Consider the following 23988-nt stretch of genomic DNA (forward strand, 5'->3'; position numbering starts at 1 on the left):
AACTATTCCGTATGATTTTCAATTAAACCTAAACTGTTATAAAGCACAGGTTCTGGTTCTAACATAACATGGAAACGCTGATCAACATCGTGTTGTACAGCTTGATAAGTTTTCTTTACATCAGCAAGAGATGCATTGGCATAATTCACCAAAACCAAGGCTTGTTTATGAAACATCCCCACCACACCAAGTTGTTTACCTTTCCAACCTGCTTGATCAATTAACCAACCCGCTGCAATTTTAACGTTACCGTTGGCTTGAGGATAATGTGGAATTGTTGAAAATTGTGTGATTAAGCGTTCAAATTCTTGAGCACTTACAATCGGGTTTTTAAAGAAGCTTCCTACATTTGGATATTCTTTTGGATCAGGTAATTTACTTTGACGAATACGGATGACCTGATTTTGTAAATTTTCAGCAGTGAGATTGTCTCCAACTGCTTCCTTTAAATCACCATAATTCAACTTTAAATGAGGTTGCTTGAGTAATTTAAAGGTGACATGCGTGATGATGTAACGCGTCGGATCATCTTTAAAAATGCTATGTCTATAAGAAAAATGACAGTCGGCCGCTAAAATTGATTGTGTCTCTCCAAGTTTACGGTCATAGACCTGTACTGACTCAATAAACTCACCAACTTCAACGCCATAGGCGCCAATGTTTTGTACTGGTGAAGCACCCACTAAGCCAGGAATAAGGGCTAAATTTTGTAAACCAAACCAGTTCTGCTGTGTACTATATAAAACAAAATCGTGCCAAACCTGTCCTGCACCTACTTTGATACGAACAAAATTCTGATCTTCAGATAAAACCTCTATACCTTGAATATCAAGGTGAATGACTAACGCATTAATTTGCTGTGGCAGCAACATATTACTACCGCCAGATAAAACAAGTACATTTAGCTCATGCTGTTTAGCAAAATTCAAAGCTTCTTTAATATCTTCAACAGACGTAATCTTAGTATAATGAGAAGCTGTTACATCTAAACTTAAAGTATTGAATGGCTTAAGCTGTACTTGATTTTGAATTTGCATTGTATTGATAAACCTATTCTTAAACTTTCAATTGTTTTTTCAAAACATTAATCCATGCGAGAGTACTCGATTCACATTGGTCAAGTACACGCTCGAAGCCGTCATCACCACCATAGTAAGGATCAGGCAAAGCTTGCTTTGGATATTGGGGATCATGTTCACTCATTAATGCGACTTTTGCTCGAATTTGATGGCTACCAAACTGAAAGATAGCGTTTTGCAATAAATCATAAATATCTTCAAAGTTTTGATGGTCCATTGCCAAAATCAAGTCAAAATCTAAAAAATCTTGAGTTGAAAGTTGTCTAGCACGTAAAGATGACAAGTCATAGCCTCTTTTCTTAGCATGCTTTTGGCTACGCTGATCAGGGGCTTTATTTGGGTGATAATTACTCGTTCCAGCCGAATCAACGATTACATTGAGTTGATGCTTATCACAATAATGTCTGAAAACCACTTCAGCGGTGGGAGAACGGCAAATATTTCCTAAACAGACACATAAAACCTTATATTGTGTTTCCATTAGAAATTAGTTCCAAACATTTGAATTACATAGAAATAAACAGGTTACTTGCAAAGTTACTGCAAAATGCTAACAAACTATAAATCTGGCCAAGTCTGTATTGATCCTGATGACCTGTTGCATTTTGTCAAAACTCACTTGTGTTGAAAAGGAAAATAATGTTTATCAATAGATTAAAAGTTGATAAATCAGTCGATAAACTAGCTAATTTTGTCTTTTTATTTTAAATAGTGGTATCAAAAATATTTTGAGCAAAGCCCGCTCAATTATAAAAGCCCTACTTAAAGGGCTTTAAACAAATCATTTTGCTGAAGTCATTAACTCAATCATTTGTTTTGTTGGACTTAAGCTACCTAATTGCCACTGTTCAGGTGGATATTCATCAATTCTTATCCAAACATGCTCTCGAAAAGCAGGATTACCCTTACCCTCTATTTCTACAAATAAGTCTGTTATCCGTTTAAAAAGTTCGGCCTTACTGTCTTTATCGAGTAAACCTTCTATAGTTTGTATATTTATAAATGGCATAATGCTACCTGAATTAATGCTAGGTCTAAATTATAGACCCATCCTAATTGGAGCTTCCTCTAATGTCAAATCAAATTATTCCAGACCATAAATTTCCCGCAGATGTATGTGGAATCTTTAAAATTACTGAAATAATGAATGACAGATGGACAATCCTCTTGTTAAGAGAAGCTTTCTATGGAGTAACAAAATTTAATGATTTTTTAGTAAATACAGGAATATCAAAACAAATTTTATCTAATCGTCTCAAACATCTTATTGAATTAGAAATATTTGAGTTATCTATTTATAAAGAAATAGGTGTAAGGGAACGTAAAGAATATTTACTTACCAAAAAAGGTAAAAGCCTAAATATTGTTTTGCTTGCTATGCTTGAATCTGGCGGTAATTTTATTGAAGCAGATCGGGATGTCGTTAAAGTTTTTAAGAAAAATTCAGATGATGAACTCAAATTGAAACTTGTTGATTCATCTGACCAAGTTATAGATTTTAATCATTTGGAACTGAAACTAACTCATCGTAGCCATAAGAAATAAATTTTTGTATGTCCTCCTCTTTTATGTTTAAGCCTTAACCAAAGATATTTATAGATAATATAAAAAAAGCCTACTCTTTCAAGTAGGCTTCCCCTTATGACTTTGCGCTGATCATTAAGGTTTATTGTTGTTTAAGGCAACATCTCAATTTTACAGAAATACTTAACAATTAAAACCCTACCAATAGCTAATAATCATTATTTAATGGAAAAACTCTTCAGTACTTTTTACCTTAGCAAAAGCATTGAGAGGTGGTCCCACATGTTTGAACAACTAAAAGCTTATTTATAAGTGATACTCTGCTCTAGTTAAGCTACCTTATTTTGTTGTGGTAGCTGGTCATAGTAAAACTCATCTGGAGTCATTTTGTCCAGACTCGAATGAGGTCGTTTCAAATTATAAAATTCAAAATATGCGTTTAATTGCTTCTTCGCATCCAAAACATTGCTGTAGGCTTTGAGATACACCTCTTCATATTTAACGCTCCGCCATAATCGTTCAACCATCACATTATCAACCCATCGACCTTTACCATCCATGCTGATTTGGATGTCATTTGATTTCAATACATCAATAAATGCATCACTGGTAAACTGACTGCCTTGGTCTGTATTAAATATTTCAGGTCGACCATATTTTTCAATAGCTTCATTTAATGTTTCTATGCAAAATGTAACCTCCATACTAATCGATACTCTATGCGCAAGTACCTTGCGGCTATGCCAATCAATCACAGCACATAAATAAACAAAGCCTTTTGCCATAGGGATATACGTTATATCCGTAGACCACACTTGATTACTGCGCTGAATAGCCAATCCTTTGAGCAGATATGGATATTTGCGGTGAGCTTGATTAGCCTGGCTTAAATTTGGTTTGCAATATAACGCATTAATGCCCATTTTCTTCATTAAAGTACGTGTATGACGTCGTCCTATATGATGTCCTTGACGATTCAACAAATCACGCATCATACGGCTACCTGCAAAAGGGTATTGCATATGTAACTCATCCATACACCGCATCAGCTTCAGATCTGATGCACTCACAGGTTTTGGGCGATAGTAATAACAACCACGGGAGACTTTCAGCAGCTGAGCTTGCTTAGATACTGAAATCTGAAGTGAGTCATCGATTAACTTTTGTGGTTGAAGCGGCCCAGTTTCTTCAACACACCTTCTAAAAAATCAATTTCTAATGCCTGCTCACCGATTTTTGCATGTAGTTTTTTTAGATCGATGGGTGGTTCTGTTGGAGCTTTTGATTGATCGAAAGCTTGCGAGGAAGCTGAAATCAGTTGATTTTTCCAGTCGATAATTTGGTTTTGATGAACATCAAATTCAGCACTCAATTCAGCAAGTGTTTTTTCTGCTTTAATCGCAGCAAGTGCTACCTTAGCTTTAAAATCATTTGAATGATTTCTTCTTGGTCTACGTGCCATAAAATACTCCATATATTGATGTTTATAACATCATTTGGGGAGCAAAATATCACTTATAAGTGTTGTTCAAATTTCCTGATCCACCTCTTTGTTTAAAACTTGGTTATGATGATCAATTATGTGCTGCGTATCTAAAACCGTAGAATCAAATGTTGTATGGGCATCAGAGATTAAAGTTACTTTGTATCCAAACTCTGAAGCAGCTCTAATAGTCGTATCTATACAATATTCCGTTTTCATCCCAGTCACTATGATTTCATCAATATCAAGTTTCTCTAATAATTCTTTTAAGACAGTATGCTTGAAACTGCTCGGGTAGGTTTTCTCAATGACAATATCTTTATCTGGATTGCAAGATAACTCTGTTATCAACTGAGTATTTAGACTATCGGGATCTAAAGGCGTATCTTTTTCGCCAACATGACGGACAAAAATAATTGGCTTGTTATTGGAACAGTGATAATTAATCAACTTAAGAATATTTGAAAGTACAAATTGATGGTTATATGGCGTCGACTTTGCTTTGAATAGTCCATTTTGCATATCAATGATGAGTAAAACTGATTTTGAGTTATAACTTTGGTCCATAATCTTTCTCTGAAAAAAGCCAATAATGAGCAGAGAAAAATAAACCCAGCCATTATTGGCTGGGTTGAGGTATCTTATTAAGTCGCTCTAATAAAAAATCACACGCAGCCTTTTTTAAAGGTCGTGGTGGTGGTATTGATTTTTTTTGGTAGACAGTTCATGAATTAAACTTGCTCATCATTAAAGCGTATTTAAACATAGCATAATTTTTTCTTAAAACACAAAATTTTGTCTTTTAAGTTATTGATCGTTTTAGTCAAACCTTATTTAAGACGGGGAAATTATTTATTTTTGAATAATTTATCAGTCATATTTTTATCAATTCTGCTACGATGCCCATTTTGAAAGTATCGATCGACATGACATAGCTTTGTTTTGGTATCACAAAACACACCATTTGAGAATGTAAATGCTGAAGTATCTAAATCGCCTTGAGAGAAAGCTTTATTCGCTTTATAAGGACCTAAATATTTAGCTGTAAGTTTTTTAGAGACGCCTTTTTTGTCCGCACAAATGTATTTATCACAAATGACACCCTTTTGAGGTGAATATACACCAGAGTTAGTTTTCGCCATCGCTGCAGAGCTAAGCATGAAGCAAGTACATCCAATAACACTAAGTAAAGTTTTAGAAATTTTCATTTTTAGAACCGAATAAAATTATAAATTGTTAAGACATTATATAAAATTACTAGCCTGCTCGAAAATCTACACAAGGCCACAAATAACAAAAAGCCCACGGTTCAATGGCCTTTTAAATAACTTGTACACCTGTTAAATATTCCTCTTCGAGCACATACAAACAGTGCTCACCTCACACAACCCTCAACATAATTGCCTCAGAACTACTTTATTTTAAAGCGTCTTATGCTAAGTTACTTAAAGATTGAATAGAACCGTTCAACAATAATTTTCAAGAATAAGGAAATAATGTATATGAGCCATTTTCAATTTCAAACTGTTCCAAATATCATCTCTGGCTTAGGCTCTATACAAGAATTACAGAATGTTTTGTCTCCAAAATCTTACCGTAAGTTATTGCTAGTCACAGATGCTGGTATGGTTAAAAACCAATTACACCGTCCCATCCTGCAAATTTTAGATACCCTCAATATAGAATATGTCATTTATGCAGATGTGCAGGCTGATCCGCCAGAACAAGTCGTTTTAGATGCGGCCAATTATGCAAAACAGCAAAATGTAGATGTCATTATTGGTTTTGGAGGTGGTAGCTCTTTGGATGTGGCAAAAGTAATCGCTTTGCTCTCGCATCCTGATCAAACTCAAAGTTTGCAAGAGATGTATGGTGTAAACCAAGTAACAACCACTCGCCTACCACTTATATTGATTCCTACTACTGCGGGCACAGGTTCAGAAGTAACGCCTATCTCAATTGTAACTACTGGCGAGACAACAAAAATGGGGATTGTTTCCCCAGTACTATATGCTGATACAGCAATTCTTGACGCAACTTTTACTCAAAACCTTCCAGCACATATTACCGCTGCAACTGGTATCGATGCGATGGTCCATGCCATTGAGGCATATACTTCTAAACACAAAAAAAATGTTTATACCGATATTTTAGCCAAACATGCACTGAAATTATTGAACCATAATTTACCGAAAGTTCTTAAAGATGGTAATGATTTAGAATCACGTCAGAACATGCTGTTCGGCTCAATGCTTGCAGGTCAGGCATTTGCTAACTCACCTGTTGCAGCTGTGCATGCTCTAGCTTACCCACTGGGTGGACATTTTCATTTATCGCATGGACATACCAATGCTTTAGTGCTGGTTGAAGTTTTAAAATTTAATGCGCCGAATGCAAAAAAATACTATGCAGAACTTATGCAATGGCTAGATCCATATAGTAATGGCAGCACCGATGGGTTATGTGATCTGTTTATTGACCATATGCAAAATCACTTAGACCGTAGCGGTTTGACTTTAAAACTTAGTGATTTGGGTATTGAAGAGTCTAGCTTACCAAGACTTGCTCAAGATGCCATGTTGCAAACCCGCTTACTACAAAACAACCCACGTGATATGACAGAAGCCGCTGCTTTAGCAATTTATCAGGCGATTTATTAATGACTAAACCCGTTTTAAAAACCCGTGATCAATTTAAGTTCTTTTTAGATATTCAAACTCGTTGGGCCGATAATGATATTTACGGTCATGTAAATAATGTGACTTACTATAGCTACTTCGATACCGCTGCCAATGCTTTACTCATTCAAAAAACAGGTTTTGATATTCATAAAGCGAAATCAATTGGTTTAGTCGTCGATTCAGCATGTAGCTTTTTTCAAGAGTTATCATTTCCAGAAGTTATTCAAGTAGGCGTTGCGATTGGTAAAATTGGTACAACCTCTTTACGCTATGAATTGGCAATCTTTAAACAAGGTCAAGACCAAGCCTCAGCTCAAGGACATTTTGTGCATGTGTTTGTTGATCGCGAAACGCGCAAGACTGTTCCAATATCCGAGTCAGTTCGTAAAGTTTTAGATAATTTTTTATTATAAAAAGATGAGGCAAAAAGAAAATAATTTGCTCTTTTTGCCTCGTCTTAACTTACATCATTGCAGGATCACTAAAAGAGTCTTCCCCTGTTTCGACCCGGCCAGCAAAACGTCGGTAATAATATGGATCACTCTGATTAGTTACTTCAAAATCATACCAATGCCCAACATCAGCCAAGGCCCAATGTTGTTTAACAACTTCTCCCGCTTTTACGGTCAGTTGTAATGGCGCATCTTGTCGATATGCACAAGGTTTTACCGTCAGAATTGTATCCTTGGTCCCCTCATTTATGAGTTCGACATACACATCACCATTCGCGATGTCATAGCACACTCGAATTTCAGGTTTAACGCCACTATCGATAATACGTTGAGTATCCCCTTTAAAATGACGATGGTAGCCATTTGGACCAAGTACCCATAGGTCATAACGGCCTAAGTTATCTTTTAAAGCATCCCATTCATCATCTAGTGTTTTATTCGGCTCGACAATATACCGCTTTGGAATACGGTCTAAGTTAAGTTTGTCATAAACATGAAAAACCGCTGCTTGCGTACCTGTATTAGAAAAAATCAATTGCACTTTGCCATCAGTGCTACAACGTGCACTGGTATGCAACTCATAAGGTAGCGCTCGCGATAGACGTATGCCACTTTGCTGAATTGGTAATTTAATGTCAGTTGGTACGGGAACAGCTGGCAAAGCTTCTTGATTTTCCCTTAGCGCATCTGCCTGCACACGGGTTTGCTTACCATTAAGCTGCGGTAAAACATCTGCATTTGGTGTTTTAAAGTTAAATGCACTGGTCAAATCACCACACACTGCACGGCGGTATGGACTGATATTCGGTTCTTTTACACCAAAACGTTTTTCTAAGAACATGAGCACGGACGTATGGTCAAACACTTGCGAGTTTACCCAACCACCACGGCTCCATGGAGAAATCACATATAAAGGAACACGCGGGCCCGGACCATAAACACGTCCATCAGGTGTAGGCTGAGAATGGCTTCCTTCAGGCGCAGCATGATCAAAATATTCATCCTGCATATCAGCACTACTTAATGTTGATTTACCAGCATATTGTCCATTTGCAAGTCGTGATGGAGCAGATGGTGATGGCATATGGTCAAAGTAACCATCATTTTCATCGAAGTTAATAAGTAGTGCTGTTTTACTCCACACCTCTGGTACAGCAGTTAAAGCATCAATAATTTCTTGAATAAACCATGCCCCTTGAACCGGGCTTGAAGGGTCCGGATGTTCACAGTAAATTGATGGCGCATTAATCCAAGAAACTTGAGGTAACTTCCCTTCACGAATGTCTCTTTTAAAAGCGTCAAGATACTCTTCTGGTTTATTGCCCGGTAGCGTATTGGCAATGCCTTTATATAGTGGATTTTTGGCATTATCAGTAGCCGCATCATAGGCTTTATACGGTAGTTTTTGACCCGTATCGGCATACGGTTTATTCGGCTCGCCACCGCTTGAAACGGGATAACCGGATGCAATGTTGGCCTTTCTAAAAGAACGGAACGCACCCAACATATTATCGCCCCATTCATCCGGCATATTTTGATAGCAAATCCAGCTAACACCTGCTTCTTCTAAGCGTTCAGCATAGGTTTTCCATGTATAACCACGATCTGCCGTAGCGGGATTACCATCAATCCAGTCCCATTCATTATTTACAAATGAACGCTTAGTCGGTGTTGCCCCATTGGTACCAGTTAAATGAAAAGATCGGTTCGCATCTGTTCCAGTGTGCATGGAACAATGGTAGGCATCACAAATCGTAAAGGCATTGGCAAGTGCAAACTGATATGGAATTTCTTTTTCTTTAAAATAGCCCATGGATATATCAGTTTTATGGGTTGGCCAGTTCGCCATACGGCCATTGTCCCAAGCCAACTGACTATCATTCCACGTATGCGGCGTACCATCTGCGCGCTGTGCATTATTGGCTGTACCGTCTAAATGAAAAGGCGTTAAAACTTGCCCATTGCGTCTAAGCTGCTCCCAAACCTTACGACCATTTGGCAAAGGAATTGTAAAGCGGTCAGCAAAACCTCGAACGCCTTTTAACGTACCAAAGTAATGATCAAAAGATCGGTTTTCCTGCATCAAAATAATAACGTGCTCAATATCTTGAATGGTGCCCGTTTTATTATTTGCAGGAATTGCTAGAGCCTTTTGAATACTTGATGGGAAAGCCGCCAACGCTGCAGCACCAAAGCCCATATTTAAAGAGTAATTTAAAAATTTACGACGTGTAATCATGATCAAATTCTTTTTATTATTTAAGGTTATGGAGCACAGCGCATTACAGGCTTTTTACCTGTGTCTGGTGTATTCGAATTATCATTTGCAGAGTCGTTACAACCACTCAGTAAGAGTGCACCGATTAGTAAGAAATATGAATATTTAAAGGAAGTTATTCCTGTACATTGCCTTTTCATGACGATATATAGTCCATTTTAAAATCTAAAATGGCTAACATAGAAAAGTACAATGACAGTGGCGTGACCTGAATATTTCAATCCAGTGAAAAATATGAAAATTCTATTATTTCCATATTTTTCACCAAATCAAAACTCAATTGGAATTAAGGCTTTAATTGAATATTTTGTAATTCACCATCAAAAGTCTCTATAAGGCTTTTAATAACGGGTTGTTGCTGTAATAGCTCTGTCGCTCTATGGAAAGCTTTTTCTTTACGAATGCTTTGCATAACATAAGGTGTAGATGTATGAACTGCACCATATTCAACTGTAAACTGTGTATCTGCCCATTGTTGCTTTAAAGCGTCAATTAGGCCTTGCTGTAATTGGGTTAACATATTTTCATATTCTTGAGGAATATGGAAAATCGTATTGCCTCCAATTTCACCAGTCATCACACCATGTTGAGCAAGTTCTTGAACGGCTGGGGAAAGCTGACTATTTCTAAACCAATATTCCCACTTTTCAAGTGTCCACTCGCCTTCTAAAACTTGAGCAGAAAGCTTCAAAATATCCTGAGGCATCAATTGCGCGTTATCAGTTGCACTAGACTCTTTGATAACTGTAGCAGTTTCAACAACCACTTCGGCTTGCACCAATGTTTGCTGCTCAATAACAGGCTCAGAAACCAAATCATGAGTTACAGGTGCATCTTGACCCAGAGAAAATTCAGTATCAGATGTTTCAAACAAACCTTGCGACTCAGCAGTAAATGTTGGCTCAGGTTCAGTTTGCTTGGCTTGGGTTTCAGCCTGAACATGTACTGCCTTTTGTTCTGGTACCGGAATAAAATCTTCCTCTAGAACACTAATCGTTTCTTGAACAGGTACTGACTCAAGCCCAATCAGCTCATGATGATTTGGGTCAAATACCATTAAATCCTGATTAGACTGCGGTTCAGGTTCAGGTTCAGGTTCAGGTTCAGGTTCAGGTTCAGGTTCAGGTTCAGGTTCAGGTTCAGGTTCAGGTTCAGGTTCAGGTTCAGGTTCAGGTTCAGGTTCAGGTTCAGGTTCAGGTTCAGGTTCAACCATAGCGGGTTGGCTAATAACTTCAACAGGCTGAACAGCACTCACAGGAGTAATCTCTTGAGCAGTTTGCTCAACTTGTTGATTTAGCCCTACCACTGCTTGCTCATTTTGTTGAACAGGCTCTGAAACTAAAATTTCATTTGGTGCTAAAGGACGGAAAGCCAATAAGCGTAAAATACACATTTCAAAACCTTGCTCTTGCGTTACGGCAAGTTGCAAGTCTGAACGGCCTTTACATGCGATTTGATAGTAAAGCTGCAAATCTTGAGCAGAAATTAACTTAGAAAGTTGAAGAATTTTGGCATTAATTTCTTCACTATACTTTAAGCCAAGCTCTGGTAAATACTGTAATAAAGCTAACTCATGTAATGTTGAAATGAGCTGATCAAGCACTAACGATACATCTAAGGCTTGATATCTAAATTGGAGTAATAACTGACTTACTTTTTCACGTTGGTTTTGATGAACCGCTAAAATCAAATCATAAATGATCGTACGGTCAATCAAGCCAAGCATTTCTTTCACATCTTGGTGATGTATAGAACCCTGGCCATAAGCTATGGCTTGGTCAGTTAATGATAGCGCATCACGCAGTGAACCCTGAGCAGATTCAGCAATTTGCCAAATTGCATCTTGATCAGCAGTAATCTGTTCTTTTTCAAGAATAGCGCCAAGGTGTTTGGTAATTTCATCTACCGCTAAAGGTCTTAAAGTAAATTGTAAACAACGTGAAATAACCGTAATTGGTAGCTTTTGCGGATCAGTCGTTGCAAACAGAAACTTAACGTGTTCTGGTGGTTCTTCTAGTGTTTTTAATAACGCATTAAAAGAATGCGTAGAAAGCATATGTACTTCGTCAATCAGGTAAACTTTAAAACGACCTTGCGTTGGCGCATAAGGAACATTATCTAAAAGTTCACGCGTATCTTCTACTTTTGTTCTTGAAGCAGCATCAATTTCGATTAAGTCAATAAAACGGCCTTCATTTACTGCCTTGCAGGTTGCACAGACTTCACATGGTGTAGCAGTCACACCTGTTTCACAGTTCAAACACTTGGCTAAAATACGGGCGATTGTAGTTTTACCTACACCACGCGTTCCTGTAAATAAATAAGCATGGTGAAGACGACCGCGTTCCAATGCACTACTTAATGCACGAGAAACATGGTTTTGTCCCACTAACTCATTGAAATTACGTGGACGGTATTTTCTAGCAAGTACTTGATACATGTATGCTCCTTGTTACAGGCATAAGCATACTTTGTTTTTAAAAGAGTGTGAACGCATAAAGCTCATATCCGTACAGATAAACTGCGAACTGGCTTCTTTTCTCTACCAAAATCATTTATTCCTTTATGGATGATCATGATGTAATTCTTGATCCGTAACACCCTCATCCATAGTTTGTACCAACCCGACACCATCTTTAATTTCAGCCGAATAATTTCCTTTCTCGGTAAAAATTTGCATGATCGTATAGTGGTCTTTTTGACTTTGAGTAATGGTAAAGAAATTTTGGTTCGGATCGCCTTGATCAAATCTACCAGTCCATCGAATAATATCCTGATCAACAGGTTCGATCTCTACAATTTTCCCTGTACGATTAATGCCATATTCCAACATCTGAAATTTAACAGTGTCCCCGACTTTTTTAAGTTCGATCACATTTGGATCATATTTAATGGCCATACCTTTAGCATTTTTAAGCAAGGGAAAATTAGCTTTAGAATGCAATTGATCTTTTTCTACTTCATTAAAAACAATTTGTTGCTGAGACAACCTTTCTTTTTCTGACGGACTCAAATTCAGAATATTTTGACTCTCTATCATTTTTGCCCCAGATTGTTGCCGACTTTCTGGAGAGAACGTTAAAGCAGAAGAGCTTTGCTGTGAAAAAGCAAACCAGACTAAAACTGCTAACGCCACACAAGCGATAGCAGTTCCTATTAACAACTTATTTTTCTTCATTATTTACAGCTAAAAATAGAGATTAGTTATATAGAGAAATTTTTTGTGCGTTCAGGTTAATCACACTAACCGCATCAATTTTTCCTTCTTCACCCAAACGAACACCATATTTAGGATTGTAAAGGTATGGACTAGAATAAAAATTAATATTATTGCCACCCATTGCAGTACTACCTAAGGGATGAGCAAAACCTGAACCGATATTGGTTGAGCCATTATGATATAGACCAAGATTATGCCCAACTTCATGACGCATGGCTGCAAAAGAACAACCTGCAATATCATTTGCACCAATCATGTTATATGCCGAAGCATTAATCCAAGCCCAGCCACAACCGCCATCCCCTGGTTCATTACCTTGATAATAAACACCGTCTGCCAATACACGTTTACGCTCATTTTGTACCGTCGTGTCATCTCGTCCAGTCGAGATTGCTTCTTTTAAAGTAGTAGCTGGGATTTTATAAGTTAAATAGCCCACATCTCTTAAGTAAAAACGTGCATTTGAATTTTCAGCGGTTAAGTTTGTTAAATTTACGCCTTCAATCATTCTAAGTTTTGCTGCACTCTCACCTAAAATTGAGTTTACTTCTGGGCTAGAAACCAACAACATATCAATTGTATAACTATCTACTGTCCAGCCTTGAGCAGTATAAATAAAACGGCGGTTTTCACCATTTTTAATTGCTGTCGACAAACCATTAGCAGCATTAATATAGGTGTCGGCCGATGCATTCGACACAATAACCACCTTATCTCCGACTTGAGCTTGAGCTGGTAGCTGCAAGGTCGGCTGCCAATTGGATGTAGACAGTTTTACCTTTAAAGTGGGTTGGGTCATATTCGGTAAAATTGCAGGAATTGTTGCCGTTGAATCAATCACTTTTGTTGGTGAAGAGATGAGCTGCCAATAGCCTTTGTCGCTTACATACATAAACTCATACTGATCGCCTGTTTTAAGGGTTAAGGTCGCCTGGCTATTAACATTGGTATTATTAATTTTTGCAGACCAAGTTGCAGTAGACTTGATAATAATCCTATCCCGATCATTTGCAGTGGTAGGTAAAGTGAAATTAGAAACCCAATTTCCATCTCCAAATGCAATTTCGGTAAGTGGGCTATTTACTGCTGCTAAAGATGTTCCAATTTGCTGAACATTTAGCTTCTGAGGTTTTATATATTCTGGCACCCATTTTCCTAAAGCAGAATAATATTTAAACCAATATTCAGAGCCATTTTTTAATATAAAACTGCTCGGGAATAGTAAGTTGGTTTTATCAATATCCGAACTTACACTTGCTGTAGAAACAACTTGTACGGTTGTTCCGTCACGCACATCACTTGGTAAAGCTATGGTTTGTGCCCATTTGCCATCTTGAATAAGTACTTTTTGCATGGTTGCAGTCGTTAACGGTATTAACTCATAGTTAGCCCCAGTAGTAGGACTAACCGTCGCTAGCTGAGCAATCCATTTATTTTGACTGCTATTAAAAATGAATTGATAGATATCTCCGCTATTTATCTTCAACACTTCTAACGGAATATTCGTATTAGAAGTGTCTAAATAACTACTATAAGCAGCACTAGAACGAATTGTAATTTTGTCTGAATTATTAGCATTTGTTGGTAAAGAGAGATTTTTTACCCAATTTCCATTAGCTAAAGAAAACTCTAAATCTGAATAACCCGTCGGAATTGATCCACTATTATTATTCTGATTTGGTGAGAGTACGGTTGCAGCATATACAAGTGAAGATGCAACAATTGCACCAATAATAAGTGATGTTTTTAATTTAAAATTCACAGTAGCCTCTTTTATTTGTTTTTAGATTTTCGAATAGCAGGTTAACAAACCATTTTTTTGCAGTCAATTTTCAAATCATTAATTTTTTATTAAATTTCAATAAGATGATGTTTGAATCATTTTGAAATAAAAACATGAAATTTATTAAATAATAGTTTGTTTATGAGAATTAAATAACTAAATTGAATATAAAGAAAATATTAAAAAGACATTTGAGGGTAAAAAGAAAGATAAATCTCTCTTTTTACCCTTTATTTTAGTTTACTTTCTTAGGAAAACTAAACCAGACAAATACAGTTAACAGGAAGAAACAAATGGCTGAGATAGTAAGCACCCAACTATGTGCATAGCTAAAAGCTTGCTGCGCAACCGCAACTAATTGCTCTCCTAAAGGTTTTTCAAGGCTAGATGCTAATTGCATAGTTTCACCAATTGAAATACTCGCTTTTTCAATTAAGTTTGACGGAAGCTCGGCCGGTAAACTAATTGAGCGACTATAAAACCAAGACAACATCAAACCAAAAATAGCGACGCCTAAACCAGCGCCAAGCTCATAGGCCATACCTTCAATCGCACCTGCTGCACTCGCCTTTTGTGGGGGTACAGATGACATAATGGCAGCAGTTGAAGCCAGTAAGGCAATCTCAATACTAAAGCCTAAAAAGACCATACACGTCCACGCTAAAAAGTGATCAGTCGAAAAGTTAAGTTGGGCAAGTCCCCAGAGACTGAGTGCACTTATTAAAATACCAACAGCAGATACAAGTCTAAGTCCCCATTTATTTAAACAGATTCCTGCTAGTGGACCACCTAAACTAATTGCGGTCATAAATGGAATAATAAACATGGCTGCCTGTAATGGAGAAAATCCATAGACAAACTGCAACTCTTGAGACAGTAGTAATTCAAAGCCAACCAACGCAATCATGGAAACAACTGCCATGACAATGCTGGTAGAAATCACTGGATGTTTAAACAATTCCAGATCAATCATTGGCGTGGTCGTTCTTTTTTGGCTTCGAATGAAGTGAATTAAAGTACTTATGCCCACCACAAACATCACGACTGTAAGTACCGAGAAGTTATACATAGCCGATTTGATTGAATAGATGAGGCTTAAAATGGCTACCACCAAAACTAAAGCTTGTCCTAAGTTAATTGGCTGATCAGTTTTTTCTTGCTGTTTAGGAATGATCATTACAATCATAACCAGAACGACTAAAATAATCGGGATATTAATCAGGAATACAGCTCCCCAATGGAAATGTTCCAGCACAAACCCACCAACTAGCGGGCCAAAAGCTGCTCCACCGCCACCTACTGTAGACCAGAGACCGAGTGCAAAATTTCTCTGCTTTTCTTCGGTAAAGGCATTACGAATGCCTGATAAAGTGGCTGGAATAAGCATCGCTGCCCCTAGGCCTAAAACAGCACGTGAAGCAATTAAGGCATAGGCCGTTGGAGAAAAAGCCGCAGCTAGAGAACCAATACCAAAAACGGCAGTTCCTATAAATAATAATTTTTTAAAGCCGATACGATCACCAAGTGCACCCATCGGCAAAATTAAACCCGCCATAATCAGTGAATAGATATCAATGATCCATAAAAGCTGATTGGCAGTTAAATTTAATGCTTCACTTAAAGTCGGTGTAGCAACATGCATCACTGTTGCATCAATTGTCACAGGTAAATAAATAAGGACGATAATTGTCAGGATTAACCATTTCTTTTGCATAACATTCTTCTAATATCCAAAAATTGGACATGTGTTCAAATCATGGTTATTATATACACAATTGGACACTTGTCCAATTTTTAAATTTAATGTAGTTTGTGTCGAATTCAGTCAGGTGAAAGAAACATGGCCTATCTTAATCGCGATCAACGCAGAGAAATGATTTTGCAAGCTGCCATGCAAGTTGCTTTGGCTGAAGGTTTTACAGCCATGACGGTACGTAGAATCGCAACAGAAGCACAAACCTCAACCGGACAAGTTCATCATCATTTTTCTTCGGCATCTCATTTAAAAGCTGAAGCTTTTTTAAAGCTGATGGAACAACTTGATGAAATTGAACAAACCCTCCAAACAACCAGCCAATTTCAAAGACTCTTCATCTTATTAGGCGCAGAAAACATAGACAGACTTCAGCCCTATTTACGATTATGGAATGAAGCAGAACTCTTGATTGAACAAGATGCAGAAATACAAAAGGCCTATAACCTTGCCATGCAAAGTTGGCATGAATCTATTGTGCAAGCAATTGAACTCGGTAAGAAAGAAGGCGAATTTAAAAATATATCTAATTCAACAGACATAGCATGGCGACTCATTGCTTTTGTGTGCGGATTAGAAGGTATTTATCAACTTGGATTACAAGGTTTAGCTGAAAACGACTTTAAGCGTCATACCGAAGCAATTATTCGTCTAGAATTATTATAAATATTGAAGCTGGCATTTATTAAAAACACCAGCATTTATTGATTATATAAAACTTAGAACCAGCCTTTACGTCCTTTTAAAACTTGATCGGTGCAACGTAAGGCTTCTTGAGTAAGCCCCCACAAACGGTAATCGCCCGTGATTGAACCAATCTGGAAGTTATGTGTATAAGCAAAGCTAAGATCACGCTCAGGGTCACACCATGCCCCTGAACCATTGTAGCCAATATGCCCAAAGCCATTTTTAGCACGTTTACCCATCGTAATAATACGGTGATATCCTAAGCGCCAATTCATCGGTATTGGCATGACACGATCACGTGCATAACTTTGAATGGTACTCAGCTCTTTAAATACTTCTGGGCGAATGAGTTGCTGTCCATCCCATTCGCCTTTATTTGCCAGCATCGCATAAATTTTAGCAAGACTATTCGCAGTAAATGTGCCATTTGCTGCTGGAATAACAGCTTGCAATCCTTCATCACTAAAGAAACTAAAATTCTTCATTCCTTTTGGAATCATAGCATCCTGAAAATCTTGCGGGTCTTGTCCAGTCCAAGTAATCATTTTTTCAGAAAGTGAACTTTTGCGCGGCTGAGGTTTGTTAGGTTTTTCAGCTTGAGTAGGTGCTGGTTTTTCTGGTTTTGGTTGAATAATTAATCGTGCTACTCGATCCAATTCGCTTGCAGGTGTACCAAAATAAACACCGTCTAACTGCAACGGTTCAACGAGATATTTTTGCATGAGCTGATCTAAAGATTGACCAGTTGCTTTTTCAAGCACGCCACCGACAAGCCAACCAAATGTTAAGGCTTGATATGCATTGCCCTGTCCGACAATGAATCTTGGCTTGGAAATAGCCATTACATCCAACATATGTCGCCAGTCGAGCATTTCCCTCGCACTTTCAATAATATTTCGAATATCAAACATACCACTTTGATGGCTCAACACATGACGCAAAGTCATTTGCTCTTTACCATTCTGAGTAAACTCAGGCCAGTAAGTCGCAATCGGTTTGTCATAGTCTAAAAAACCTTTACTGACTAAAATATGTGCTAAGGTTGCAAGTACACCTTTCCCTGTAGAGTAGCAAACTGCCAAAGTATCAGGTTGCCAAGCTTCAGTTTGTGATTTTAGACCGGTGTAGATATCTACAACTTTCTGACCTCTAAAATAAACCGCTAAAGCAGCTCCACCTTGTCCTGTTCTAGCATCTTGAAGACGGCTGAACTGGTGAGCTAAATCAATAAAACGTTCATCTAAAATACCGTGATAGTTATGGGTATCGGCCAGTAAAATCTCTTTAATCACATGAAGTTCCTTGCATTTTTTGTTATTTTGCTCAAAAGCAGCCCAAACCTGTGTTCAGGCTGCTGATATTTTTATAATGCTTTTACTGTTCCTGCAACATGCGGTTTTTGCGATTTTGCATTACGAATCAAAAAGTCAGTCTTTTTGTCTGTATTGGCAGTTAAAAACTCAACTTTTGATGGTAGGAACATTGGTAGCTTAAACCAGACATCTGCTTCATAAGCATTAGGTAATTCAAGATTCGCTAGTGCTTTAGCTTTGCTCCACATACCATGTGCAATTGCTTGCTTAAAGCCAAATGCTTTTGCAGTAATGGCATGAATATGAATTAAGTTAAAATCACCAGACACTTTCGCGTAACGGCGGCCTGTGTTTTCTAAAATATCCCACTGGGCCTTTGGAACATAAGCTGGCGCTTGTTCTTCTTTAGCTTTCTCACCTACTCTTTTCTCGACTTTTTGACGAGATAAATAAGTCGTTAAGCCTTCCATCACTACTTCATTGCCAACTTTTGCCGTAGTAATAAAGTCAAACTGAACACCTTTATCATGTGGTTTTAGTTCCCCAAATTTACATGACAGAGTGAGTTTTTCAGTTACACCAATTGGTCTGGTTTGTTTAATCTGGTTACGGATATGCACTAAACCTAAAATTGGAAATGGAAAGGCTTCTGCTGTCATCATGTGCATTTGCAAACTTTGAGAAAGCACAGCCAAATAAATTGCCGGTACAAAGCCATTATTTTGAAAGCCACATACTTCGTTATAAGCTTTGAGATGGCTTTGATCAATTTCAAGATGGTCTACCACATATTCAACTTGTGGTAAGATTTTTGGCCCCTGCGGCTTTTTAAAAATTAAGCCTTGTACTACTTTTGGATAAGCCAATGCCGCTTTTGGTAGTTGGCTAAAATGACGAGTATTCATACCTAACCTTTTATAATTTATAGATTCTTGAATAAAAAAGGGATGCACAAGCACCCCTATTTAGCTAAGAGTGCTTAAGCGCCCAACAAGCTTTGACCACACACACGTACAACGTTGCCATTTACACCTGTAGAAGCAGCTGATGCAAACCATGCAATTGTTTCTGCCACATCAACAGGTAAACCGCCTTGTTGCATTGAGTTCATACGACGACCTGCTTCACGAATTGCAAACGGAATTGCCGCAGTCATTTGAGTTTCGATAAAGCCAGGTGCTACTGCGTTAATGGTAATACCATTTTTTAAGATAGGTGCAGTAAATTTCACTAAACCGATTACACCAGCTTTTGAAGCAGCATAGTTGGTTTGACCAAGGTTACCCGCAATACCGCTAATTGATGATACACAAACAATACGGCCATTTGCATTTAGACCATCGTTTTCTAATAAGTAGTCATTTACACGTTCAGCAGCAGACAAGTTAATGTTAATGACCAAGTCCCAAAGCTCTGGCTTCATGTTTGCCAAAGTTTTGTCACGTGTAATACCTGCGTTATGAACAATAATATCTAAACCGCCTTGTTTTGCCGCAGCAGCTTTAATTTTTTCGCCCGCATCAGCAGCTGTAATGTCAATTGCCAATGTAGAACCACCAATGTCAGCAGCTACACGGTCAAGGTCAGCTTGTTGTTGTGGTACATCTAGACAAATAACATGAGCACCGTCACGTGCCAACACGTGTGCAATTGCCTCACCAATACCACGGCTTGCACCAGTTACTAACGCAGTTTTTCCAGCAAGTGGTTTTGCCCAATCAACATCCACCACATCTGCTTTAGATACACGAATTACTTGGCCAGATACATACGCTGAACGTGGAGAAAGCAAGAAACGTAATGTTGATTCAAGATTTGCAGCAGCACCTTCATCAACATAAACAACTTGAGCAGTAATACCCTTTTTAAATTCTTTACCTACAGATTTGATAAAGCCTTCAAGTGCGCGCTGAGCAATTGCCTGTTTTACAGTTTTTGCAGTTTCAGGTGTTGTACCAATCACAATCACTCGACCAGAAGTCGCAACTTGACGTGCAATCGGATTAAAGAATTTATAAAGTTCGTTTAACTGTTCTGAGTTTTGAATACCAGATGCATCAAATACAACTGCTTTGAATTTTGATTCTTTATCGCCCGCATTGAATGGACGTAAATTTAAACCAACTTTTGCAGCTTCTTGTTGTAATGCAACATTATTGCCTACATAGCTGTCAGCATGAATATTGCTAAGTACTTGTGCAATCGCACCAGACAAAACACTTGACGGCGCTGCGCCAACCAATACTGCACCATTCACTACTGGCTGAGCACTTTCAAAACGCTCTAATACAACTGGCGATGGTAAACCCAGATTTTTAACAACGAATTTACCAATAGGAGATTGCGTAAATGCTTGGTATTGATCAGTCATGATTATTATCTCTCAAAGAAATGAATTTTCTACGACAGGCTTCATTATGTTATGAGATGGAAAGAAACAATATGAAAGCAGTCGTTCATTAGAGTTACTCCAAATCATACTTGAGTTCATCTTTTGATGTCTTGACCTGAATGCTATCTACAATGTCATTCTAGTCAATACAGGTCTATTTGAATTGTGTTAAGGTAGCTTACAAGAATATCGTTATTATGCTTGGAAAAGCCTTATGAGCAAAACAACTCAAGAAAATCCAGCAGTCGAGAATTCTGCTCAGGAAAAAGTGTCAAATACATCAAAGTCGGCTTCTAACACGGCTAAGCGTAACAGCACTACTCCTAAAGCAGCAACTAATACATCAAAAACGACACGTACTCGTTCAACGACTGCACCTGCACGTAGCCCTCGTAGTAAGAGCGCTGCTTCAGCAACCCCGTCTACATCTTCAAATGTAGCTGCAGCACCAAAAGCAACAAAAACCAAAACTTCTGTTCAACAGGATAAAACCATGAGTCAAAACACTGTTCGCCGCGTTGCAATCCTTGGTGGCAACCGTATTCCATTTGCACGTTCAAATACTGCTTACTTTAAAGCGTCTAATTCTGACATGCTGACAGCAGCATTGAATGGTTTGGTTGAGCGCTTTAATTTACAAGGTAAGCGTATTGGTGAGGTTGTTGCGGGCGCTGTTTTAAAACACAGCCGTGATTTCAACATGACTCGTGAAGTTGTATTGAGTACAGATCTTGCTCCTGAAACTCCTGCTTATGATATTCAAATTGCATGTGGTACAGGTTTACAAGCAGCATTTGTCGTTGCCAACAAAATTGCCCTTGGTCAAATCGACGTAGGTATTGCAGGTGGTGTAGATACCACTTCTGATGCGCCAATTGCTGTAGGTGATGGTTTACGTAAAGTTTTACTTGAGCTTAATGTTGCTAAAACTGGTAAAGACCGCCTTAAAGCTTTAACAAAAATTGATTTTAAAAAGCTTCTTGATGCACCAAGCAATGGTGAACCACGTACTGGCCTTTCAATGGGTGAGCACCAAGCAATCACTGCTTTAGAATGGGGTATCACTCGTGAAGCACAAGACGAACTAGCTGCAAGCAGCCATCAAAAACTTGCTGCTGCTTATGACCGCGGTTTCTTTGATGACTTAATGACTCCATTCTTAGGTCTTAACCGTGACAACAACTTACGTCCGGACAGTACAGTTGAAAAACTTGCTAAGTTAAAACCAGTTTTCGGTAAAGGCGAAACTGCAACAATGACAGCTGGTAACTCAACTCCGTTAACTGACGGTGCGTCTGTTGTATTGCTTGCTTCTGAAGAATGGGCAAAAGAAAACGGTCATGAAGTTTTAGCTTACCTTTCTTTCTCAGAAACAGCAGCTGTTGATTTCATTGGTAAGAACGGTCCTAAAGAAGGCTTATTGATGGCTCCTGCTTATGCAGTACCTCGTATGCTTAAGCGTGCTAACCTTAAACTGCAAGACTTCGATTTCTACGAAATCCATGAAGCATTTGCATCTCAAGTACTCTCTACTTTAAAAGCTTGGGAAGATGAAAAATTCTGTAAAGAACGTCTTGGCTTAGATGCACCTTTAGGTTCAATTGACCGTTCTAAATTGAACGTAAATGGTTCATCTTTAGGTGCGGGTCACCCATTTGCTGCAACTGGTGGTCGTATCTTGGCTACTGCAGCTAAATTGATTAATGAAAAAGGTTCAGGCCGCGCATTAATCTCGATCTGTACAGCAGGTGGTGAAGGTGTGGTGGCGATTGTAGAAAAATAATTTCTATTTATCGACCTAATAAAATAAGCACCCATCTGGGTGCTTATTTTATTTCAATCTATGTGAATTAATGAAGTGATGCCGCTTTAGCATTAGGGAAAAACTTATCTTCAATATGGTCATAGCACCACTGGAAAATAAAGGTATAAACCAAAATACATAAGGTTAAGCCAATATCTAAAATAAATGCATCAATCACTGTCATCTGCATCATATATGCAATCATTGGAACAGTCGCAATCAGCAAACCACCCTCAAAACCAATCGCATGTAAAATCCGTACAGGGATCGTTCTTTCCCAATTATATTTATGCTCTACTTTTTCGAAATAGTGGTTAAAAATCATATTCCAGAAAACTGAAACCACTGCCATAAACACACCAAGTGTTCCGGTCACTTCCATCGGCATGTCAAAAATAAAACTTAATGCAATCGCAATGATGACCAACAAAATTCCTTCATAACTGATTGCATGAATGAGTCTTCTCTTGGAAATCAACATTTTTAAATACTCAATAATAACTTGGATAATGTGCATTTTATTTTTATAATTTTGATTAATCCAATCAGGTTCTTTCAATTTTTTTGACAGATGAATATTAATCAAGAACAACTTCTCATGTTCCAAGCCGTTATGGAAACAGGTTCATTTTCAGCAGCGGCAAGGAAACTCGGTAAAGTCCCCTCTGCTGTGAGTATGTCGATTGCTAATTTAGAAATTGATCTGAACCTGACTTTATTTGAACGTAAAGGCCGCGAACCTACTCCTACAGCCGAAGCACGAGTGCTATATGAAAAAACGGCGCAACTATTGATTGAAATGAATCAATGGAAACAGCACGCGCATGCATTAAGTACTGGGCTGGAACCTAATCTTACTATTGTTGTGGTGTCTGAGCTGCTACATACCAATTGGACCGACTATGTTTGCCTGCTAGAAAGTCGCTTTCCCGATCTACAAATTAATATTGTGTCTGCCCCTCAAGAAGATGCGCTTCAAATGTTGTTAGATGGATCTGCCCAACTGGCCCTTATGTTTGAACGTGAGCATTTAGACAATAGAGAACAGTTTGTTGAACTCAAACGTGAAGCCTTAATTCCTGTTATTTCAAAAACCCATCCGCTCGCAAGCCAAGAGCATGTTTCATATGAGCAGATTTTAGGTACAAGACAAATTGTGGTGGCAAGTCGAGATGAAACATTAAAACCCGAATTATTATTTTCAAAACATTACTGGCGTACAGACAACCACCACTCTGCTTGCTTAATGATTTTACGTAATTTAGGTTGGGGCGTACTTCCGCAAGAGATGTTTAAAGAAAATCCTGGGTTAAACAATAAGCTTAAAGCATTAGATGTATTTGATTTTACGCCTCGATTTGAATATTACGTTGATTTGGTCTGGAGCCGCGAAAGTGAACTCGGTGCTGCTGCACGGTTTTTGATTGACTATATTCGTAATAAGCGAATGCAACCAGCTCCGTAAAATCATTTCAATTTAGATGCAGAACCTAAACGTTTTTCTTTGAAACATAACAATTGATATATCGACAGTATGGA

21 protein-coding genes are annotated in these 23988 nt (G+C 38.1%); 6 read left to right on the plus strand and 15 right to left on the minus strand.

The window, feature by feature from the left end; all coding sequences use genetic code 11:
* Nucleotides 1–2: 2 nt before the first annotated feature.
* From murB to CSB87_RS02215, 3 genes are all read right to left on the minus strand, one after another.
* Nucleotides 3–1037, minus strand: a complete 1035-nt coding sequence (gene murB / locus CSB87_RS02205; RefSeq protein WP_031952677.1) for a UDP-N-acetylmuramate dehydrogenase — start codon at nt 1035–1037, stop codon at nt 3–5.
* 19 nt (nt 1038–1056) lie between these two features.
* Entirely contained in the window at nt 1057–1560 is a 504-nt protein-coding gene (locus tag CSB87_RS02210; RefSeq protein ID WP_031952679.1) for a low molecular weight protein-tyrosine-phosphatase, read from the minus strand.
* A 300-nt stretch (nt 1561–1860) separates the two neighbouring features.
* Nucleotides 1861–2088 carry a tautomerase family protein gene (locus tag CSB87_RS02215; protein ID WP_004886667.1) on the minus strand — a complete coding sequence of 76 codons (228 nt, stop codon included), beginning with the start codon at nt 2086–2088 and terminating at the stop codon, nt 1861–1863.
* A gap of 62 nt (nt 2089–2150) precedes the next feature.
* Here CSB87_RS02215 and CSB87_RS02220 point away from each other — a divergent pair, with 62 nt between their 5' ends.
* Entirely contained in the window at nt 2151–2624 is a 474-nt protein-coding gene (locus tag CSB87_RS02220) for a winged helix-turn-helix transcriptional regulator (RefSeq protein ID WP_002052120.1), read from the plus strand.
* Between the two features lie 308 nt (nt 2625–2932).
* Here the strand turns inward: CSB87_RS02220 and CSB87_RS02225 are convergent.
* From CSB87_RS02225 to CSB87_RS02235, 3 genes are all read right to left on the minus strand, one after another.
* Nucleotides 2933–4077 (minus strand): IS3 family transposase gene (locus CSB87_RS02225; RefSeq protein WP_085944219.1). Its coding sequence is split into 2 segments (ribosomal slippage): nt 2933–3813 and nt 3813–4077, totalling 1146 coding nucleotides; the frame shifts between segments, so codons are not numbered across the junction.
* Between the two features lie 54 nt (nt 4078–4131).
* Entirely contained in the window at nt 4132–4653 is a 522-nt protein-coding gene (locus CSB87_RS02230; protein ID WP_106105019.1) for a cysteine hydrolase family protein, read from the minus strand.
* Between the two features lie 281 nt (nt 4654–4934).
* The gene (locus tag CSB87_RS02235) at nt 4935–5294 is read right to left on the minus strand and encodes a YcgJ family protein (protein WP_212752011.1); all 360 of its coding nucleotides are present in this window, start codon (nt 5292–5294) and stop codon (nt 4935–4937) included.
* A gap of 294 nt (nt 5295–5588) precedes the next feature.
* On the opposite strand from CSB87_RS02235, the gene CSB87_RS02240 reads away from it, so the two are divergent.
* Together CSB87_RS02240 and CSB87_RS02245 are read left to right on the plus strand one after the other, a co-directional pair.
* Nucleotides 5589–6746 carry an iron-containing alcohol dehydrogenase gene (locus tag CSB87_RS02240; RefSeq protein WP_031952688.1) on the plus strand — a complete coding sequence of 386 codons (1158 nt, stop codon included), beginning with the start codon at nt 5589–5591 and terminating at the stop codon, nt 6744–6746.
* A complete protein-coding gene (locus CSB87_RS02245) occupies nt 6746–7180 on the plus strand; it encodes an acyl-CoA thioesterase (RefSeq protein WP_031952689.1) in 435 nt (144 codons plus the stop codon). The genes CSB87_RS02240 and CSB87_RS02245 overlap by 1 nt, the downstream gene beginning before the upstream one ends.
* Before the next feature lie 49 nt (nt 7181–7229).
* Here CSB87_RS02245 and CSB87_RS02250 read toward each other — a convergent pair whose 3' ends face one another.
* The 5 genes from CSB87_RS02250 to amvA all read right to left on the minus strand — a co-directional run bounded on the left by CSB87_RS02250 (nt 7230) and on the right by amvA (nt 16214).
* Complete coding sequence (locus CSB87_RS02250) at nt 7230–9458, minus strand: phosphocholine-specific phospholipase C (protein ID WP_031952690.1); 2229 nt, start codon at nt 9456–9458, stop codon at nt 7230–7232.
* Nucleotides 9459–9783: 325 nt separating this feature from the next.
* Nucleotides 9784–11937: a DNA polymerase III subunit gamma/tau gene (locus CSB87_RS02255; RefSeq protein WP_106105020.1), complete on the minus strand. Its 2154-nt coding sequence runs from the start codon at nt 11935–11937 to the stop codon at nt 9784–9786.
* 123 nt (nt 11938–12060) lie between these two features.
* Nucleotides 12061–12675, minus strand: coding sequence for a metalloprotease secretion chaperone CpaB (gene cpaB / locus CSB87_RS02260; protein ID WP_031952701.1), 615 nt, complete (start codon nt 12673–12675; stop codon nt 12061–12063).
* A 22-nt stretch (nt 12676–12697) separates the two neighbouring features.
* Nucleotides 12698–14479, minus strand: coding sequence for a metalloendopeptidase CpaA (cpaA, locus tag CSB87_RS02265; protein WP_031952703.1), 1782 nt, complete (start codon nt 14477–14479; stop codon nt 12698–12700).
* A 256-nt stretch (nt 14480–14735) separates the two neighbouring features.
* A complete protein-coding gene (gene amvA, locus CSB87_RS02270) occupies nt 14736–16214 on the minus strand; it encodes a multidrug efflux MFS transporter AmvA (RefSeq protein ID WP_106105021.1) in 1479 nt (492 codons plus the stop codon).
* A gap of 126 nt (nt 16215–16340) precedes the next feature.
* On the opposite strand from amvA, the gene CSB87_RS02275 reads away from it, so the two are divergent.
* A complete protein-coding gene (locus CSB87_RS02275; protein ID WP_002053659.1) occupies nt 16341–16919 on the plus strand; it encodes a TetR family transcriptional regulator in 579 nt (192 codons plus the stop codon).
* Between the two features lie 53 nt (nt 16920–16972).
* On the opposite strand, the gene CSB87_RS02280 is transcribed toward CSB87_RS02275, so the two are convergent.
* The 3 genes from CSB87_RS02280 to CSB87_RS02290 form a co-directional block, all read right to left on the minus strand.
* A complete protein-coding gene (locus CSB87_RS02280) occupies nt 16973–18232 on the minus strand; it encodes a serine hydrolase domain-containing protein (RefSeq protein WP_031952709.1) in 1260 nt (419 codons plus the stop codon).
* 71 nt (nt 18233–18303) lie between these two features.
* A complete protein-coding gene (locus CSB87_RS02285) occupies nt 18304–19158 on the minus strand; it encodes a MaoC family dehydratase (protein ID WP_031952710.1) in 855 nt (284 codons plus the stop codon).
* 74 nt (nt 19159–19232) lie between these two features.
* Nucleotides 19233–20624 (minus strand): 3-oxoacyl-ACP reductase, encoded by a 1392-nt coding sequence (locus CSB87_RS02290; RefSeq protein ID WP_004886646.1) that lies wholly within the window; start codon nt 20622–20624, stop codon nt 19233–19235.
* A 235-nt stretch (nt 20625–20859) separates the two neighbouring features.
* On the opposite strand from CSB87_RS02290, the gene CSB87_RS02295 reads away from it, so the two are divergent.
* Nucleotides 20860–22428 carry an acetyl-CoA C-acetyltransferase gene (locus CSB87_RS02295; protein WP_031952713.1) on the plus strand — a complete coding sequence of 523 codons (1569 nt, stop codon included), beginning with the start codon at nt 20860–20862 and terminating at the stop codon, nt 22426–22428.
* A 67-nt stretch (nt 22429–22495) separates the two neighbouring features.
* Here CSB87_RS02295 and aceI read toward each other — a convergent pair whose 3' ends face one another.
* Nucleotides 22496–22930, minus strand: coding sequence for a chlorhexidine efflux PACE transporter AceI (gene aceI / locus CSB87_RS02300; protein WP_004701059.1), 435 nt, complete (start codon nt 22928–22930; stop codon nt 22496–22498).
* 90 nt (nt 22931–23020) lie between these two features.
* On the opposite strand from aceI, the gene CSB87_RS02305 reads away from it, so the two are divergent.
* Nucleotides 23021–23914: a LysR family transcriptional regulator gene (locus tag CSB87_RS02305; RefSeq protein ID WP_031952717.1), complete on the plus strand. Its 894-nt coding sequence runs from the start codon at nt 23021–23023 to the stop codon at nt 23912–23914.
* The last annotated feature ends 74 nt before the right edge of the window (nt 23915–23988 follow it).

The sequence above is a fragment of the Acinetobacter sp. AR_0276 genome, assembly GCF_003000705.1.
Taxonomy (GTDB): Bacteria; Pseudomonadota; Gammaproteobacteria; order Pseudomonadales; family Moraxellaceae; genus Acinetobacter; species Acinetobacter nosocomialis.

Bases quoted from the DNA above. Each gene is read 5' to 3' on its own strand.
- CSB87_RS02305 (WP_031952717.1), top strand. From the start codon at position 23,021: ATGAATATTAATCAAGAACAACTTCTCATGTTCCAAGCCGTTATGGAA.
- cpaB (WP_031952701.1), bottom strand. From the start codon at position 12,675: ATGAAGAAAAATAAGTTGTTAATAGGAACTGCTATCGCTTGTGTGGCG.
- CSB87_RS02220 (WP_002052120.1), top strand. From the start codon at position 2,151: ATGTCAAATCAAATTATTCCAGACCATAAATTTCCCGCAGATGTATGT.
- CSB87_RS02290 (WP_004886646.1), bottom strand. From the start codon at position 20,624: ATGACTGATCAATACCAAGCATTTACGCAATCTCCTATTGGTAAATTC.
- CSB87_RS02245 (WP_031952689.1), top strand. From the start codon at position 6,746: ATGACTAAACCCGTTTTAAAAACCCGTGATCAATTTAAGTTCTTTTTA.
- amvA (WP_106105021.1), bottom strand. From the start codon at position 16,214: ATGCAAAAGAAATGGTTAATCCTGACAATTATCGTCCTTATTTATTTA.
- CSB87_RS02285 (WP_031952710.1), bottom strand. From the start codon at position 19,158: ATGAATACTCGTCATTTTAGCCAACTACCAAAAGCGGCATTGGCTTAT.
- CSB87_RS02215 (WP_004886667.1), bottom strand. From the start codon at position 2,088: ATGCCATTTATAAATATACAAACTATAGAAGGTTTACTCGATAAAGAC.
- CSB87_RS02275 (WP_002053659.1), top strand. From the start codon at position 16,341: ATGGCCTATCTTAATCGCGATCAACGCAGAGAAATGATTTTGCAAGCT.
- CSB87_RS02295 (WP_031952713.1), top strand. From the start codon at position 20,860: ATGAGCAAAACAACTCAAGAAAATCCAGCAGTCGAGAATTCTGCTCAG.
- aceI (WP_004701059.1), bottom strand. From the start codon at position 22,930: ATGTTGATTTCCAAGAGAAGACTCATTCATGCAATCAGTTATGAAGGA.
- murB (WP_031952677.1), bottom strand. From the start codon at position 1,037: ATGCAAATTCAAAATCAAGTACAGCTTAAGCCATTCAATACTTTAAGT.
- CSB87_RS02235 (WP_212752011.1), bottom strand. From the start codon at position 5,294: ATGAAAATTTCTAAAACTTTACTTAGTGTTATTGGATGTACTTGCTTC.
- CSB87_RS02210 (WP_031952679.1), bottom strand. From the start codon at position 1,560: ATGGAAACACAATATAAGGTTTTATGTGTCTGTTTAGGAAATATTTGC.
- CSB87_RS02240 (WP_031952688.1), top strand. From the start codon at position 5,589: ATGAGCCATTTTCAATTTCAAACTGTTCCAAATATCATCTCTGGCTTA.
- CSB87_RS02250 (WP_031952690.1), bottom strand. From the start codon at position 9,458: ATGATTACACGTCGTAAATTTTTAAATTACTCTTTAAATATGGGCTTT.
- CSB87_RS02255 (WP_106105020.1), bottom strand. From the start codon at position 11,937: ATGTATCAAGTACTTGCTAGAAAATACCGTCCACGTAATTTCAATGAG.
- CSB87_RS02230 (WP_106105019.1), bottom strand. From the start codon at position 4,653: ATGGACCAAAGTTATAACTCAAAATCAGTTTTACTCATCATTGATATG.